The sequence below is a fragment of the Nocardioides agri genome, assembly GCF_013778305.1.
Lineage (GTDB): Bacteria > Actinomycetota > Actinomycetes > Propionibacteriales > Nocardioidaceae > Nocardioides > Nocardioides agri.
Genome location: NZ_JACEIC010000002.1, coordinates 2,022,421 through 2,037,601 on the forward strand (window position 1 = coordinate 2,022,421; position 15,181 = coordinate 2,037,601).

A 15,181-nucleotide genomic window follows, 5' to 3' on the forward strand; every position below is an offset into this window, starting at 1 on the left:
GAGCCCCTCACGCGTAGCCCAGCAGCTTGGCTGCGAGATCGGCCAGCACTTCGCTCGCCCCTCCTCCGATCGGCAGGATCCGGGCGTCGCGGTAGTGCCGCTCCACCTCGGTCCCGTGCATGTATCCCGTCCCGCCGTGCAGCTGGACGGCCTGGTCGCAGACGTACGTCGCGCAGTCGACCGCGGTCTGCTTCGCCAAGCAGGCCTCGGCGATCACCATCTCGCCGGTGGCGTGCCGGCGGGCGACCTCGCGGGTGTAGGTGCGCGCGACCTCGACCTGGCGGCGCATCTCGACGAGCTTGTGCCGCACGACCTGCCGGCTGACCAGCGGCTTGCCGAACGTGTCGCGGTCGCGGCAGTACGTCGCGGTCAGCTCGAGCGAGCGGCCGGCGATCCCGTAGGCGTGCACCGCGAGGGCCAGCCGCTCGACCACGAACTGCTGCGCGATCTGCGCGAACCCGCTGCCCTCCTCGCCGACCAGGTTGCCGACCGGGACCCGCGCGTCGACGAACGACAGCTCGGCGGTGTCGGAGCAGTGCCAGCCCATCTTGCGCAGCGACCGGTCGACGGTGAAGCCCGGCGTGCCCTTCTCGACCACCAGCAGGCTCACCCCGCCGGCACCGGGGCCGCCGGTGCGCACCGCGGTGGTGACGAAGTCCGCGCGCACCCCGCTGGTGATGAACGTCTTGGCGCCGTTGACGACGTACTCGTCGCCCTGGCGGACGGCGGTCGTGCGGATGCCGCCCACGTCGGAGCCGCCGCCGGGCTCGGTGATGCCGAGCGCGCCGATCTTCTCCCCGGCCAGCGTCGGTCGGACGAAGCGGTCGACCAGGTCGGCGTCGCCGGAGGCCACGATGTGCGGCAGGGCGATGCCGCCGGTGAACAGCGCGGCCATCAGGCCAGACGACGCGCCCGCGCCGAGCATCCCCTCCTGGAGGTCGACGGTGTCGAGCACGTCGCCGCCCTCGCCGCCGACGTCCTCGGGGAAGGAGATGCCGAGCAGACCCTGCTTGGCGGCCGCCCGGTGCAGCTCGCGCGGGACCTCGCCGGCGTCCTCCCACTCCTGGAGGTGGTCGACGACCTCGCGGCGCACGAACTCGGCTCCCAGGTCCCTGAGATCGCTCACGTCGTGCCCCCTCGCGCTCCCGCGGTTTCATCAAGGGATGACGGTGAACCCGCGCTTCCCTGGACGAGCTCGTCGAGGGAAGCGCGGCTCGAACCGCATCCCTTGATGAAACGCCGCCGCCCTCGCGCCAGCAACGCAGCACCCCGGCTCACAGGAGGTCCTCCTGGATGTTGACCATGCGGGACCGGACCCACTCGCCCAGCCCCTTCGCCTGCGGGTCGAAGCGGGTGGAGGCGGCGACGCCGTCCCCGAGCAGGCCGCGGATCAGCACGTTGACGCCGCCGAGGTTGGGCAGCACGTGCACCTCGACGTCGAGGTCGGCCGCCTCCGGGACCAGCTCCCGCACCTTGCGGGGCGTGATCAGCTTGGCGAGCCAGGTGACCCGGGCGTCGTACTGCTCCGACCCGTCGTGCACCACCCAGAGGCCGAGGTTCGCGTCGCCGCCCTTGTCGCCGGACCGTGCGTGGACGAACGAGCCGAGCGGCGCGCGGCGGGTCAGCGAGTCGGGGCGCGCGGGGTACGGCGACGGGCGCCGTCCCGCGGCCGGGTCGGCGGAGGAGCGCTCCGGCGGATCGGGGACGACCTCCCTCCGGCCGTCGGCGTGCACGACCGTGTGCGTGACGGCCGAGCGGTCGACGTACTCCGCCCGGTAGATGCCGAAGGGCGTGGGCGCGGCCGGCGGCGCGGTCATCGTGAAGCCGGGGTACGACGCCAGCGCGAGCTCGACCGCGGCGGCGGTGAACCCGCGGCCGACCGGGTCGGGCTTGGCGTCCTTGACCGTGCAGCGCAGCAGCGCGGAGGCGCCCTCCTCGGTGTCGGCGTCGAGGGGCGGCAGGGCCGAGCGGGTCCAGGTGACCTCGGCGGCAGTGAGCGCGGGCGCCAGCTGCTCGCGCACCCAGTCGGCCTTGGCGTCGATGTCGAGGCCGGTGAGCACGAGCTCGACGGTGTTGCGGAACCCGCCGAGCTCGTTGACGCAGACCTTGAGCCGCTCGGGCGGCGCCTCCCCCCGGACGCCGGTGATCGACACGCGGTCCGGACCGGCCTGGCTCAGCTCGACCGTGTCGAGGAGCGTGGTGACGTCGGGGTTGAGGTAGCGCGTGGACTGGATCTCGTAGAGCAACTGCGCGGTGACGGTGTCGACGGTGACCGCGCCGCCCGTGCCGTCGTGCTTGGTGATCACGCTGCTGCCGTCGGCGGCGATCTCCGCCAGCGGGAAACCCAACGGTTGACCGGTGTGTGGCAGCGAGCGGAAGCCGGAGAAGTTGCCGCCGGTCGCCTGGCAGCCGCACTCGAGCACGTGCCCGGCGACGACGGCGCCGGCGAGCTCGTCGTAGGACGTCGGCGTCCAGCCATGGTGGGCGACCGCCGGTCCGACGACCAGGGACGCGTCCGTCACGCGCCCGGTGACGACGATGTCGGCGCCGGCCTGCAGGGCCGCCGCGATGCCGAAGCCGCCGAGGTAGGCGTTGGCGGTCAGTGCGTCGGCGAAACCGAGCGCGCGGACGTCGTCGCCCTCGACGTGCGCGATCGCCGGGTCGAGCCCGAGACCGGACGCGACCTCGCGTAGCTTGTCGGCGAGGCCGGCGGGGTTGAGGCCGCCGGCGTTGCTGACGATCTTGACGCCGCGCTCGAGCGCGAGGCCGAGGCAGTCCTCGACCTGGCGGACGAAGGTCTTCGCGTAGCCCAGCGAGGCGTCCTTCATCGTGTCCTTGCCGAGGATGAGCATCGTCAGCTCAGCGAGGTAGTCGCCGGTCAGGTAGTCGAGCTGGCCGCCCTCGAGCATCTCCCGCATCGCGGAGAGCCGGTCGCCGTAGAAGCCGGAGCAGTTGCCGATCCTCACGCCTGCTTCTCCCGCCCCTCACCGGCCGGGCCGGCGAACGCCTGCGCGATCGTCAGCCACCGCTCGGCGTCCGCGCCGGTCGCCACCAGGTCCGTGTCGTCGCGGTGCACCCGCTGGGTGACCAGCAGGCAGAAGTCCCACGCCGAGCCGGTGACGGTCTGCGCGGCGTCCTCCGGACCCCACGACCACACCTCGCCGGACGGGGCGACGAGGTCGATCCGGAACTCGTCGGCCGGCGGCTCGAGCTCGTGCACCGAGAACGCGAAGCCGCGGGTGCGTACGCCGAGGTGGGCGACGTGCCGGACGCGGTCGCTGCGCTCCGGCTCGATGCCGAGCGCGTCGTAGACGTCGAGCGCGTGTGCCCAGGTCTCCATGAAGCGGGCGGTGACCATCGAGGCCGGCGACATCGGCGGGCCGAACCACGGCATCCTCTCGCCGGCCGGGTACTCGCGCAGCGCGGTCCGCAGGGCCTCGCGCGCGGCGCCCCACCGGGCCAGCAGCGCCTCGGGGGCGAGCCGGGCGACCTCGTGCGCCTGCTGGTCGATGAAGCCGGTCGGGTCGTTGATCGCGTCGAGCACGACCGCGTCCCAGGCGTCCTTGCCCTCGGGCGTGCGGGCGCCGGCGGCGAGCACGGCGACCTCGTCGGTCCAGAGCACGTGGGCGACCTGGGTGGCGACGGTCCACCCGGCGGCGGGGGTGGGGGCCGCCCAGCCGTCGGCGTCGAGGCCGGAGACGGTGGCCCAGAGCCGGTCACCCTCGACCGTCAGGTCGTCGAGCAGGGCGTCGAGCAGCGTCATGACTGGTCTCCGTCGGTGTCGTCCGGGTGGTGCAGCGCGTGCTCGAGCACCTCGGACCAGCGGTCCAGGATCGCCGCGCGCCGTCGGCTGTCGTCGGTGATCGTGCTGGCCAGGCCGAGCCCCCGGACCAGGTCGAGCGTGGCCTGCACGAGCTCGCGGTTGCCGGGCAGGGACTCGTCGACGCCGAGCAGGTCGACCGTGATCCGGTGGATCTCCCGGCCGATGCGCTGCTCCAGCGGCTCGACGGCCGCCAGCAGCGACTCGTCGGTGCGGGCGGCGACCCACAGCTCCAGCGCGGCCGCGAAGACCGCGCCGGTGAAGTGGTCGGCGAGCATCGCGAGGACCGCGCGGGTGTGCCGCGGGCCGTCGGGCAGCGCCGCCGCCGCCTCGGCGAGCTCCGCGCCGCGCTTCTCGGTCAGGTGCTCGACCGCGGCCACCACGAGGTCGTTCTTGGTCGGGAAGTGGTGCAGCTGCGCCCCGCGGCTCACGCCCGCCCGCTCGGAGACCAGCGTGGTCGAGGTGCCGGCGAAGCCGCGCTCGACCAGGCACTCGACCGTGGCGTCCAGCAGCCGGGACCGCATCACCCGGGTCCGCTCCTCCTGCGGCACGCGGGTGGTCGTCGTCGGCATGCCCCCAGCCTGCCCGCCCGACTAACAAACAGTCAAGCCTGACTTTTTTGGTGCTCCGCCGGGATATCCAGCGACGTACTGGTTGCTCCCGCGCCCCGGGAACGACCACATCGTCGCTGGGTATCCCGCCTCAGGGGGTGGTGACCTCCACGACCGTGATGTCGCCGGAGCGCTGGTAGGACAGGAAGCCGAGGTACTTCGAGGCGGGAGCGAGGCCGGACCACGAGAGCGAGACCGACGTCTGCTTGCCGGCCCGGACCGGCACCGGGTTGGGGCTGACCTGGAGGCCACCCGCCACGGCGCTGGGGTCGACGTCCCAGAAGTCGAACGCGTACCCGATCGGGCTGCCCGCCGTCCCGGCCGAGAAGCCGTTGACCACGGCGATGTAGGTGCCAGGATCGGGGTCGCGCAGGGTGACCTGCTCGTCGCCGGACGCGGTGCCCGACTGCCCGGCCACGCCAACGGCGTCGTCGGGGTTGCAGCTCTTCGAGGCGAGCACGACGAGGTCGATGTCGGCGGTGTCGTCGGTGGAGTCGGCGCGGAAGCGGGCCAGCGTGGTCCCCGGCGTGACCGTCACGCAGTGGAACGCGTCGGCGGCGGCGGCCACCGAGCCAGCCACGGTCGTGGACTTCGCGAGGCCGTGCGCGGCGACGCTGAGGTCGCCGGTGAACCCGGCGGTCAGCGGCACCGTGACGGTGCCGGTCGGCGCCGTGCCAGTGACGGAGAGCGGCGCGTCGACCGAGACCGGCTGGAGGGCCACGGGCAGCCGGACCGTGGTCGGCCCGTCGAGCGTGACCGCACCCTGCGTGTAGCGACCGAGCTTCGCGTCGGTGCGCCGGAAGGTGAACTTCACCCCGATCAGGTCGCCCTGGCGGTCGGCACGCACCCGCTTGGGAGTCGTGGTGACCCGGAACCCCGGCACCGACGCGGAGATCTTCCAGGTCCCGACCCGGGTGGCCCGGAAGGTACGCCGGAAGGTCGTCTTCGCCGTCACGGCCCCGTCGGCCATCGACGGCAGGTTGACCTTCTTCGCGGCCAGCGCCGGGACGCCGGTCGCGATGCCCTGCGCGGTGATGAACCCGCGCCACTGCGTGGCGTCGGAGGTGACGAAGAGACCGGGGTCGAAGAACGACCGGGGCGTCACCTGGCCGGCGCCCTGGGCGAGCGCGTCGCGCGACCGCTTGCCCTTGTCGTCGAGGGTCGGCACCGCGGTCGTCATCATCGCGGACTTCACCTGCATGGGCGTCCACGCGGGACGCTCGCCCACCAGGAAGGCCGCCAGGCCGGCGATGTGCGGCGAGGCCATCGAGGTGCCGGAGTAGAGGTCGTACTTGCGGCCCTGGTTGGCCGGCGGCGCGACCGCGGCGAGCACGCTGACGCCGGGCGCCGTGATGTCGGGCTTGAGCAGGTCGCCGTTGGCGACCAGCACCGGACCGCGCGAGGAGAAGCCGGCGACCACGGGCAGCGGCGTCACGTGCCTGGTCTGGTTGCCGACCAGGAACGAGGCCACCGGGCGCGACGCCTTGGCGAGGTACTTGAAGAGCTTGGGGCCGTCGGTGTCGGGGAGGTGGATCGTCGGCACCGCGTGGAAGTCGGCGTCGAGGCTGTTGGGCGAGGGGTTGACGAGGATCATCGCGACGCCACCGGCGCGCTTGACCTCCGCGCTCTTGGCGACCCGGTCGTAGACGCCGCGCAGGCAGACCACGATCTTGCCCTTGACCTTGCCGGCGTCGAGGGACTTCGGCCCGCACAGGTCGGCGTCCCCGGGCTCGGAGCCGGGAGCCGCGGCCTTGGCGGAGTCGATGACGCGGGTCTTCGGGACCGGCCGGGTGGCGATGGAGGCGCCCAGGAGCTTGACGCCGTTGCCGAGCAGGACGGTGTTCTCGAACCGCACGTGGGTCGACGCCGCCACGGTGGTGACCCACGGGGCCGGGTGGTCGAGCGTCGAGGGGTCCGGACCCGAGTTGCCGGCCGAGGTGGCGACGAAGATGCCGGCCTCCGCCGCGCCCTCGAAGGCGAGCTCGATCGCGTCGAGCGTCGGGCTGGCGCCACCGCCGACGGAGAAGTTGATGACGTCGACCCCGTCGATCACGGCCTGCTCGATCGCGGCGACCGAGTCGAGGTTGTTGCAGCCGCTGAGGTCCTCGTCGGCCGCCTCCCAGCAGACCTTGTAGACGGCCACCCGGGCGCCGGGGGCCATGCCGCTGACGGTGCCGAAGTCGCGGCGCTCGGTGGTGACGTCGTCGACGACGTTGCCGGCCGCGGTGCTCGCGGTGTGCGAGCCGTGGCCGTCGCCGTCGCGCGCCGAGATCTGCTCGGTGTCGGCGAGCTCGCTGCGCGGCACCGACTCCAGGAAGCTGTCGGGGTAGAAGCGCGCACCGATGAGCTTGGTGTTGCAGTCGGCGCGGGTCCACCGCTCGGCCACGACGCAGCGGCCGGTGAAGAGCGAGCCGTCGACCTTCTCCATCCGGGTCGCCTGGCCGTGGCGGGAGATGTCCCACGTCGTCTTCGGCTTCTTGGTGAGCGGCTTGCCGGCGAACGACTTCGACTCCGGCCAGATGCCGGAGTCGAGCACGCCGACGACGACACCCGAGCCGGCGCTCGCCCGGCTGCCGTGCTGCTTCCACGTGCCGCTCGTGCCGGACAGGCCGAGGAACTCCGGCGAGCGCCACGTGTCGAGGTGCAGGGTGCGCGACTTCTCGACGAGCAGCACCCGGCGGTCGGTCGCGAGGTCGAGCGCCTGGGCGGCGCTGAGGTCGGCGACGAAGCCGTTGGCCGCCACGGTGAAGCTGTCGACGGGCCGCGCGCCGTACTCGCCCGCGACGTCGCTCTGGACGCGCCGGAGGTGGGAGGAGTACGCCGCGACCTTCGTCGACCGTGCGTCGAAGCGGCCGGCGTCCGACCGGGTCGTGCGGGAGCTGGCGGCGGCGGGCTCGCGCAGCATCACGACGTAGCGGCCGGCGGAGTAGGTGGTGGACGTGGACGGATCGTCTCCCGACGGCGCCGCATGGGCGCTGCTGCCCACGACCGCCATCATGGCGGCGACCAGGCCGACCGTCAGGACACGTGCACCGATCGAACTCGCCACCCCAGAGATGTTCACCGGGCTACTCAACGCGTAGCGAACCAACCCGTCAAGAGCGTGTCGGCGTCACTGGCTCAGCGGTAGGTGACGTGCTCGGCCGGCAGGTGCGGGTGCTCGTTGAAGGTCAGCAGGCGGGCCCCGGTGCCGCCGACGACGACCCTGGTCACCGCGGCGTTCACCAGCACCGTGTTGAGGCGGCTCCAGAGCCGGGCGTACGCCGCGTCGTCGGCCTCGGGGTCCACCAGGTCGGCGCAGACGGCGGCGATCGGCCCGCCCGAGCTCACGACGACGGTCGTCTCACCGGACCCCGTCCGGGCGACCGCGGCGGCGAACGACGCCCGCACGCGGTCCCGGAAGGCCGGCCACGGCTCGGCGTACTCGGGGTCGTGCGTGCCGCCCGACCACCGGGCGGTGGCGAGCTCGAAGACCCGCTGGAACTCGCGGCGGTCGAGGTCGCCCGACGGCCGGTCGGGGTAGGCCTCCACGACGCTCAGGTGGTCGAACTCGTCCCAGCCCGCGTCGGTCTCGGCCGCCGTCCACCCGGCGGCGTCAGCGGTCTCGCGGTGCCGGCGCATCCCGCCGCGCACCACCGCGCCCGGCGCGACGTCGGTGTCCCGGAGCCAGCCTCCCAGGAGCCGGCCCTGCTCCCAGCCGACGTCGGACAGCACGTCGTAGTCGTCCGCGCCGAACGACGCCTGGCCGTGGCGGACGAGCAGCAGGAGACCCATGGCCCGCAGGCTAGACGGATCACCTATCCGGGCCATGCCCGGACCACCCCGCCGGGTCTACGGTCGAGGGATGTTCATCCAGATCATCCAGGGCAGGTGCACCCGTCACGACGAGCTGCGCACCGTGCTCGAGCGGTGGCCCGAGGAGCTCGGGCCCGGCGCGGACGGCTGGCTCGGCGGCACGTACGGATTCACCGACGACGACCTCTTCGTGGCGGTCGTCCGATTCAGCGACCGAGAGGCCGCGATGGCCAACTCCGAGCGACCCGAGCAGGGACGCTGGGCCGAGGAGATGATGGCCGCCTTCGACGGGCCGGTGGAGTTCCACGACTCCGACGACGTCACCCTGCTCTTCGACGGCGGCTCCGACGACGCGGGCTTCGTCCAGGTCATCCGCGGCAAGGTGGACGACCCCGAGCGGCTGCGCCGCCTGATGACGTCGGACCCCACCGAGCTCAAGCGGATGCGCCCGGAGATCATCGGCGCGACGTTGGCGATCGAGCCCGACGGCACGTTCACCGAGACGGTGGCGTTCACCGACGAGCAGAGCGCCCGCGGCGGGGAGACCCAGGAGCCGCCCGAGGACGTGCGCGCCGAGCTCGAGTACGCCATGCGCGACGCGACGTTCTACGACCTGCGCCAGCCCTGGTTCGCCTCACGCTGGGGCTGAGCGCCGGGGACCGCCGGCGTACCCGGCGAGCTGCCGCGTCACCTCCTCCAGGCGGTCCGGGCAGGCCCGGTAGAGCACGTACCACCCGTCGCGCTCGCTGGTGACGAGCCCGTGCTCGGCCAGCCGCTGGAGGTGCCGCGACGCGGTCGACGGCGCCATCGACAGCATGGGCGCGAGCTCCTGCACGGTGCGCGGTCGCTCGGCGAGGGCGTGGAGGAGCCGGAGCCGGGCCTCGCTGCCGCAAGCGAGCAGTGCCTCGGCCAGCCCGGCCGGCGGCGACGCCTCCCGCACGACGGCCTGCACGGGGACCGCGAACTGGACGGCGGCCGGGGTCTCCACGTCGACGTAGACGTGGGGCGCGGCGAAGGCGCTCGGCACCACGGTGACGGGCAGGCCGCGGACGTCGAAGGTCAGCATCGGCTCCTGGCCGGCGGCGTCCTCGCTGGCGGTGCACCCGAACTGCACCTCGTGCCGCGCCGGGCGGGCGGCGATCCACGGCGCCACCCGGTCGAGCAGCGCCAGCACGCCGGTGTCGGCGATCTCGGCGGCCATCGCCGCGCCCGCCCGCTCCAGAGTCGGCAGCAGCCGGCTCCACTCCGCGGCGAACGCGAGGTCCCAGAAGTCCGCGACCAGGCCCGCGACCTCGGCGTCGACCTCGGCCAGGGCGCCGAGCAGCACGGGCAGGTCGGCGGTCGGGTCCGGATGCGGGTTGATCAGCTGCTCGGGCAGGTGCGAGAACGTGGCGCGGCGCCTGGCCAGGTCGGCCCGGAAGGCCGGCGGCAGGGCCCGCATCTCACGGACGAACGGGTGCTGCTCGGGATGGTGCCCGGGCTCGGCGAGCACGTGCAGCGCGAGCATCGCCTCGACCAGGGGGGCGGGCCGGACCCGCGTGCGGCCCGGGGCGTCGGGGCCCAGAGCGACGGTGGCGGCCATCCGATTTCCACTTCCTCGAATCACATCGGTCCACGGGGACGGCCGACCCTACGGTCCCGGCATGAAATCCTCCACCGTCCTCATCAGCCTCGCCGCGGCACTCCTGACCGCGGCGCCCGCCGTCGCGACGGCACCGGACGCGCGCCCGGGCCAGGTGCACGCCGTCGTCGCGCTCGACTACGCCGCCGGGCAGCACCCGGAGGGCATCGCCGCCGCTCGCGACGGCTCGCTCTACGTCGGCATGGCGCCGACCGGCCAGCTCACCCGGGTCACGCCCGACGGCGACGTCGCCGACCTCGGCGCCCCGGCGTTCCCCGAGGGCGCCGGCTACCTCCTCGGACTCGCGCTCGACTCCCACGAACAGGTGTACGGCGCCGTCGTGCGCTTCGACGGCGGTCCTACCGGCGTCTGGCGGTACGACGCCGCCGCCGGCTCGTGGTCCCTCTTCGCCGCCACCGATCCGGGCGGCTTCCCCAACGGCCTGGCCTTCACCGACGACGGCACCCTGCTCGTCGCCGACTCCGCGCTCGGGACGATCTGGGCCGTCGACCGGTCCGGCGCCGTCACCACGTGGCTGGCCGACAGCCGCTTCGCGCCGGTCGAGCTCGGCATCGGGGTCAACGGGCTGGCCGTCGACCGCGACGGCGACGTGTGGTTCACGAACTCCGAGCAGGCGACCGTCGGCGTGGTCGGGACCGACCGGCACGGCGAGCCCGTCGGTCGGCCCCGGGTCGTGGCCCACGACGCCGAGCTGCTCGCCATCGCCGACGGGCTGACGTTGGACCGGTCCGGGGAGGTCTGGGTCGCGGGGTCGTACGGCAACGACCGGCTGCTCCGGGTCACGCGACGAGGTGACGTGTGCGTGGTCGCCGACCGCGCCGACGGGCTCGACTACACCGCGAGCCCCGTCTTCGGCCGCACCCCGTCCACCCGGACGACGCTCTACGTCACCAACGCCGGGGACGACTTCGGCCAGCCGTCGGTGACATCGGTGCGCAGCCCGGGCTGCGCGCGCTGAGAGACGCGAGCGGCGCCGGCGACCACGGGGGATCGCCGGCGCCGCTGCGTGCTGCTCAGGCCGGGAACGAGCCGCCGGAGGCGGCCAGCTCGCGCAGGTACGCCGTGGGGCGGAAGCGCTCGCCGTAGGCGTCGGCCAGCTCGTCGGCACGGGCCACGAACGCGCCGAGGCCGACCTGGCCCGCGGCGTTCTCGTAGCCCTGCATGAACTGGGCGGCGCCACCGGTCATCGCCGGGAAGCCGATGCCCATGATCGAGCCGATGTTGGCCGCGGCGGCCGACTCGATCACGCCCTCCTCGAAGCACTTGGCGGTCTCGATCGCCTCGGCGAAGAGCATCCGGTCCTTCATGTCCTGGAAGGGGATGGCGTCGGCGATCGGGAACTGCTCGGCGAGGCCGGACCACACCGAGCCGCGCTTGCCGTGGACGTACTCGTAGAAGCCGGCGCCCTTGAGCCGCGACGGCCGGTCGAGCTCGATCATCCTCTCGACGACCAGCGTGCCCGGGTGCGGCTCGTAGTCGATGCCCTCGCGCTCGGCGGCGTCCTTGGTCGCCTTGCCGATCTTGGCCATCAGCTGCATGTTGAGCTCGTCGGTGAGCTGCAGCGGGCCGACGGGGTAGCCGGCCTGGGTCGCGGCGCGCTCGATGGAGTAGGGCTGCTGGCCCTCGGCCACCATCGCGAGGCCCTCGTTGACCATCGTGCCGATGACCCGCGAGGTGTAGAAGCCGCGGCTGTCGTTGACCACGATCGGCGTCTTCTTGATCTGCTGGACGACGTCGTAGGCCTTGGCGAGCGCCTCGTCCGAGGTCTCCTTGCCCTTGATGATCTCGACGAGCGGCATCTTGTCGACCGGGCTGAAGAAGTGCAGGCCGATGAAGTCGGCCGGCCGGTCCACGCCCGTGGCGAGCTCGGTGATCGGCAGCGTCGAGGTGTTGGAGCAGAGCAGCGCGTCGCTGTTGACGTACGGCGCGATCTCGGCGAACACCTGCTGCTTGAGCGACGGGTCCTCGAAGACGGCCTCGATCACCAGGTCGCAGCCGGCCAGGTCGGCGGGGTCGGCGGTCGGGGTGATCCGGTCGAGCAGCTCCTGCGACTTCTCGGGGGTGAGCCGGCCGCGCTCGATCGCCTTGGCGTTGAGGCCCTCGGAGTAGGCCTTGCCCTTGGCGGCGCCCTCGGCCGAGACGTCCTTGAGCACGACCTCCATGCCCGCCCGGGCGCAGGAGTAGGCGATGCCGGCGCCCATCATGCCGGCGCCGAGCACGCCGACCTTGACCGCCTGGTAGGGCTCGATGCCCTGCGGGCGGAGCTTGCCCGCGTTGATCGCCTGCAGGTCGAAGAAGAACGCCTGGATCATGTTCTTCGAGCCCTGGTTGACGACGAGGTTCGTCAGGTAGCGCGACTCGATCCGCGAGGCGGTGTCGAAGTCGACGCTCGCGCCCTCGACCGCGGCCGACAGGATCGCCCGCGGCGCCTGGTAGACCGCGCCCTTGGTCTGCTTGCGCAGCAGTGCCGGGAACGCCGGCAGGAACGCCGCCAGTGCCGGGGTCTTCGGGGTGCCGCCGGGCATCTTGTAGCCGCGCTTGTCCCAGGGGTTCTGGGCTTCCTCCGGGTTGGCCTTGATCCACGCCTTGGCGGCCGGGACCAGCTCCTCGCGGGTCGCGACGAGCTCGTCGACGAGGCCCTTCTCCTGGGCCGCGGACGGCGCGAACTGGGTACCGGGGAGCAGCACGTCCATCAGGCCCTGCTGCAGCCCGAGCAGGCGTACGACGCGCGTGACGCCGCCGCCGCCGGGGAGCAGGCCGAGGCTCGACTCCGGCAGGCCGATCTTCACCGACCGGTCGTCGAGGGCGATCCGGTGGTTGCAGGCCAGGCAGATCTCGAAGCCGCCGCCGAGCGCGGCGCCGTTGATCGCGGCGACGACCGGGCGCGGGTAGAGCTCGAGGCGGCGCAGCCCGGCCTTGACGGCCTCGCCCATGGCGAACACCGAGGCGGCGTCGGCCTTGGTCGTCTGGACCATGTTCTTGAGGTTGCCGCCGGCGAAGAACGTCTTCTTCGCGCTGGCGATGACCACGCCGGTGACGTCGTCGACCTCGTCGTAGAGCCGCTGCACCGCGGCGGCCATCGACTCGAGGTAGAGCTCGTTCATCGTGTTGGCACTGGCCGTCGGGTCGTCGAGCGTGAGGGTGACGATGCCGTCGGCGTCGCGGTCGTAGTGGACCGCGGTCTGCTGAGTCGTGGTGCTCATGTGGCTGTGAAGTCCTTAGCTCTCGGCCGGTCTCAGACGATCTCGACGATGGTGGCGATGCCCATGCCGCCGCCCACGCAGAGCGTGGCGAGGCCGCGGCGCAGGTCCCGGCGCTGCAGCTCGTCGACGAGCGTGCCGAGGATCATCGCGCCGGTGGCGCCGAGCGGGTGGCCCATGGCGATCGCGCCGCCGTTGACGTTGGTGATCTCGTGGCTGATGCCCATGTCGCGCATGAACCGCATGGCGACGGCGGCGAACGCCTCGTTGATCTCGAAGAGGTCGATGTCGTCCACCTCGAGCCCGGCCTTGGCCAGCGCCTTGCGGGCCGCCGGGGCGGGGCCGGTGAGCATGATCGTCGGGTCCGCGCCGGAGACCGCGGTCGCGAGGATGCGGGCGCGCGGGGTGAGGCCGAGCTGGCTGCCGACCTCCTCCGTGCCGATCGCCATCAGCGCGGCGCCGTCGACGATGCCCGAGGAGTTGCCGGCGTGGTGGACGTGGTCGATCTTCTCGACCCAGTGGTACTTCTCCAGCGCCACCTCGTCGAACCCGGCGTCGCGGCCGATCTGGGCGAAGCTCGGCTTGAGGCCGGCCAGGCCCTCGGGGCTGGTGTCGGGGCGGATCGTCTCGTCGTGGTCGAGGACCGTGATGCCGTTGAGGTCCCGGACCGGGACGACGGCGTTGGCGAAGTAGCCGTTGGCCCACGCCTTCGCGGCGCGGTGGTGCGACTCCGCGGCGTAGGCGTCGACGTCGGCGCGGCCCCAGCCCTCGAGGGTCGCGATCAGGTCGGCACCGATGCCCTGTGGCACGAAGCCGGTGGTGAGCGCGGTGGCCGGGTCGGACGCCCAGGCGCCGCCGTCGGAGCCCATCGGCACCCGGCTCATCGACTCCACGCCGCCGGCGAGGATCAGGTCCTCGAAGCCGCCGCGGACGCGGGACGCGGCCTGGTTGACGGCCTCGAGGCCGGAGGCGCAGAAGCGGTTGAGCTGCACGCCGGCGACGGTCTCGGGGTAGCCGGCCTTGAGGGCCGCGGTCTTGGCGATGTCGCCGCCCTGCTCGCCGATCGGCGAGACGACGCCGAGCACGACGTCGTCGACCCGCGCGGGGTCGAGGCCGGGGTTGCGGACCTTGATCTCGTCGAGGAGGCCGACGATCAGGTCGACCGGCTTCACCTCGTGCAGCGTGCCTGCCGCCTTGCCCTTACCGCGTGGCGTACGAATGTGGTCGTACACGAAAGCTTCAGCCATGACGTCCTACTCCGTGGGAGAAATCTGAGGTTGAGGTACCTGCGCTCGATTGTGACACTATTACTGTCACCGTCAAGGTCGGGTCGGAATGTGAGGAGGGTCATGGAGGAGTCCGTCGAGTCGTTGCGGGAGCTGTTGACCCTCGACGAGCTCACCAACCGGGTCGGCATGAGCGTGCGCAACATCCGCTTCTACACGACCAAGGGCCTGGTGCCGCCGCCGATCCGGCGCGGGCGGTCCGGCTACTACACGCCCGACCACGTCGCCCGGCTCGAGCTGGTCCAGGAGCTGCAGGCCCACGGCTTCACGCTCGCGGCGATCGAGAAGTACGTCGCGCGCATCCCCGCCGACGCCACCCCGGAGGACATCGCGCTGCACCGCACGATGCTCGCGCCCTGGCAGGCGGACCTGCCCGTCGAGATGTCGCGCGCCGAGCTCGACCGGCGTACCGCCCGCACGCTGAGCGACGACGACCTGGCGACCCTCAACGCGCTCGGCATCGTCTTCCGCACCAAGCGCGGCCGCTACGAGGTCGCGGTCTCCCAGCTGTCGGTCGGCCTGACCCTGCTGGACCTCGGCTTCCCGGTCGAGGCCGCGGTCGCCGCCGCCGACGTGTACGCCGACCACGGCCGGCAGATCGCCAAGGAGCTGAACGAGCTCTTCCGCACCATGGTGTGGCCGGTCTACAAGGAGGCCGGCGCGTCCACCGAGACCCTGCGCAAGGTCGTCGAGAGCCTCAAGCCGCTCTCGATTGCCAGCCTGGTCGCGGCCTACGAGTCAGCCATGGACGAGACCCGCCGCGAGGACATCGAGCGCCGGACGCGCTAGCGGGCCCTGTCGGTGGGGCCGCTCGGTTGGCTCTGTCG

12 protein-coding genes are annotated in these 15,181 nt (G+C 72.7%); 3 read left to right on the plus strand and 9 right to left on the minus strand.

From position 1 onward, the window contains the following. Positions 1–7: 7 nt before the first annotated feature. The 6 genes from HZF07_RS14375 to HZF07_RS14400 all read right to left on the minus strand — a co-directional run bounded on the left by HZF07_RS14375 (position 8) and on the right by HZF07_RS14400 (position 8,205). Positions 8–1,126 (minus strand): acyl-CoA dehydrogenase family protein, encoded by a 1,119-nt coding sequence (locus HZF07_RS14375; protein WP_181645206.1) that lies wholly within the window; start codon positions 1,124–1,126, stop codon positions 8–10. 148 nt (positions 1,127–1,274) lie between these two features. Beyond that, positions 1,275–2,966 carry an acyclic terpene utilization AtuA family protein gene (locus HZF07_RS14380; RefSeq protein ID WP_309504749.1) on the minus strand — a complete coding sequence of 564 codons (1,692 nt, stop codon included), beginning with the start codon at positions 2,964–2,966 and terminating at the stop codon, positions 1,275–1,277. Then, positions 2,963–3,763, minus strand: a complete 801-nt coding sequence (locus HZF07_RS14385) for a TIGR03084 family metal-binding protein (RefSeq protein ID WP_157342580.1) — start codon at positions 3,761–3,763, stop codon at positions 2,963–2,965. The genes HZF07_RS14380 and HZF07_RS14385 overlap by 4 nt, the downstream gene beginning before the upstream one ends. Further along, positions 3,760–4,392 (minus strand): TetR/AcrR family transcriptional regulator, encoded by a 633-nt coding sequence (locus HZF07_RS14390; RefSeq protein ID WP_157342582.1) that lies wholly within the window; start codon positions 4,390–4,392, stop codon positions 3,760–3,762. The genes HZF07_RS14385 and HZF07_RS14390 overlap by 4 nt, the downstream gene beginning before the upstream one ends. Before the next feature lie 130 nt (positions 4,393–4,522). Beyond that, positions 4,523–7,480 carry a S8 family peptidase gene (locus HZF07_RS14395; RefSeq protein WP_157342584.1) on the minus strand — a complete coding sequence of 986 codons (2,958 nt, stop codon included), beginning with the start codon at positions 7,478–7,480 and terminating at the stop codon, positions 4,523–4,525. Between the two features lie 71 nt (positions 7,481–7,551). Then, positions 7,552–8,205 carry a histidine phosphatase family protein gene (locus HZF07_RS14400; RefSeq protein ID WP_157342586.1) on the minus strand — a complete coding sequence of 218 codons (654 nt, stop codon included), beginning with the start codon at positions 8,203–8,205 and terminating at the stop codon, positions 7,552–7,554. Positions 8,206–8,275: 70 nt separating this feature from the next. On the opposite strand from HZF07_RS14400, the gene HZF07_RS14405 reads away from it, so the two are divergent. Then, positions 8,276–8,875: a hypothetical protein gene (locus HZF07_RS14405; protein WP_157342588.1), complete on the plus strand. Its 600-nt coding sequence runs from the start codon at positions 8,276–8,278 to the stop codon at positions 8,873–8,875. Here HZF07_RS14405 and HZF07_RS14410 read toward each other — a convergent pair. Continuing rightward, the gene (locus tag HZF07_RS14410; protein WP_157342590.1) at positions 8,861–9,808 is read right to left on the minus strand and encodes an ArsR/SmtB family transcription factor; all 948 of its coding nucleotides are present in this window, start codon (positions 9,806–9,808) and stop codon (positions 8,861–8,863) included. The two genes, HZF07_RS14405 and HZF07_RS14410, sit on opposite strands and share 15 nt — an antisense overlap. A gap of 61 nt (positions 9,809–9,869) precedes the next feature. Between HZF07_RS14410 and HZF07_RS14415 the strand changes: the two genes are divergently transcribed. Next, a complete protein-coding gene (locus tag HZF07_RS14415; RefSeq protein ID WP_157342592.1) occupies positions 9,870–10,826 on the plus strand; it encodes an SMP-30/gluconolactonase/LRE family protein in 957 nt (318 codons plus the stop codon). A 55-nt stretch (positions 10,827–10,881) separates the two neighbouring features. Here the strand turns inward: HZF07_RS14415 and HZF07_RS14420 are convergent, their stop codons facing one another. Beyond that, entirely contained in the window at positions 10,882–13,071 is a 2,190-nt protein-coding gene (locus HZF07_RS14420; RefSeq protein ID WP_157342594.1) for a 3-hydroxyacyl-CoA dehydrogenase NAD-binding domain-containing protein, read from the minus strand. 32 nt (positions 13,072–13,103) lie between these two features. Then, the gene (locus HZF07_RS14425; protein WP_157342596.1) at positions 13,104–14,315 is read right to left on the minus strand and encodes an acetyl-CoA C-acetyltransferase; all 1,212 of its coding nucleotides are present in this window, start codon (positions 14,313–14,315) and stop codon (positions 13,104–13,106) included. 102 nt (positions 14,316–14,417) lie between these two features. Between HZF07_RS14425 and HZF07_RS14430 the strand changes: the two genes are divergently transcribed. Then, entirely contained in the window at positions 14,418–15,143 is a 726-nt protein-coding gene (locus HZF07_RS14430) for a MerR family transcriptional regulator (RefSeq protein WP_157342598.1), read from the plus strand. Positions 15,144–15,181: the final 38 nt, after the last annotated feature.